Origin of the sequence: Paenibacillus alginolyticus DSM 5050 = NBRC 15375 (assembly GCF_000422905.1) — a bacterium.
Classification (GTDB): Bacteria; Bacillota; Bacilli; order Paenibacillales; family NBRC-103111; genus Paenibacillus_E; species Paenibacillus_E alginolyticus.
Genome location: NZ_AUGY01000222.1, coordinates 1 through 1,189, shown reverse-complemented (window position 1 = coordinate 1,189; position 1,189 = coordinate 1). Strand labels below are relative to the sequence as shown.

The following is a 1,189-nucleotide window of genomic DNA, read 5'->3' as shown; positions in this document are numbered from 1 at the left end:
ATGAGACGCAGCCTTTTGAAAAAAACGTCATAGTTGCGCCTAATTTCGTATTGCCATTTTTAGCTCTCAGCTATGTGAGATTTTCAGGGTAGTTCTTTCATTCCGGGGCATCCTCTATAGCAATAGAGGCAGCGACTTGCTGCGGTCCTTTCAGTCTCGAAGTCTGAATGACCCGCTGCAACATACTAAATAACTCCATCGGTTCAAATGGTTTTGAAATATAGCCATTCATTCCAGTCCCTAGTACTTGCTCTTTTACGCCTTTCATTACGTCTGCAGTCATGGCAATAATCGGTGTATCCACATCCCGTTCTCTTATTTGCCTAGCTGCTTCGTAGCCGTCCATTATTGGCATTTGCAAGACCATCAGAATGGCATCATACCTCTTTTTAGCAGCGTACTGGACCGCTTTACTTCCATCATCAGCCACATCAACTTGCAATTCATTAGAACTAGTCACTCTACTAGATCACTGTTCATTTGTTATTCATAGAATGGTGAGAAGAGGCTTTTAGTGCTGAGTCGTATATAATGATGGTTGATCATTCCCCTGCTGCCCCTAGTGCTGCACCTTTCTGTAACACTTCAGCTTTATCTGTTGGTTCTAAATTAAGCATCTTAATATGCCTGCGGACGAAGATCAAAATGATTGCGAACTTGTTGGTGGAACAGAAAACTTGGCGAATCATATTTCGTCAACAGATAGTAAACAAGTGTGATTTATGAAGCTGTACTAGTGCATTTTCTTTAAACAGTTATAAAACAGAAAAAACCCTTATAAATAAGGGCTTCATGCTTGTAAAGCTGGGATGCGGTCGGAGGGATTTGAACCCTCACGCCTTGTGAGCGCCACCCCCTCAAGATGGTGTGTCTGCCGTTCCACCACGACCGCGTATGAAAATAGAAAACTGGGGATCTAGGATTTGAACCTAGGCATGACGGAGTCAAAGTCCGTTGCCTTACCGCTTGGCTAATCCCCATTATTGAAGGGAAAAGGGCGACCGATGGGACTTGAACCCACGAATGCTGGATCCACAAACCAGTGCGTTAACCCCTTCGCCACGATCGCCACAGTAGGGATTTATTCCCTGAAGACTAGATACGAAACTTGCGTAAAGTTGAACAACTGCTTAGTCAGCTGATCAGAGAGACTTTGACTTTCGTCAAAGATCCCTATATATGGTTAAGC

At 43.8% G+C, this 1,189-nt stretch carries 1 protein-coding gene and 3 tRNA genes; all 4 read right to left on the bottom strand.

Annotation, left to right across the window (positions count from 1 at the left end):
• Positions 1–97: 97 nt before the first annotated feature.
• Positions 98–460 carry a response regulator gene (locus G519_RS0138300; RefSeq protein ID WP_029199020.1) on the bottom strand — a complete coding sequence of 121 codons (363 nt, stop codon included), beginning with the start codon at positions 458–460 and terminating at the stop codon, positions 98–100.
• 350 nt (positions 461–810) lie between these two features.
• Positions 811–892, bottom strand: a tRNA-Leu gene (locus G519_RS0138295).
• Between the two features lie 16 nt (positions 893–908).
• Positions 909–980: transfer RNA gene (locus tag G519_RS0138290), tRNA-Gln, on the bottom strand.
• Positions 981–996: 16 nt separating this feature from the next.
• Positions 997–1,069, bottom strand: a tRNA-His gene (locus G519_RS0138285).
• Positions 1,070–1,189: the final 120 nt, after the last annotated feature.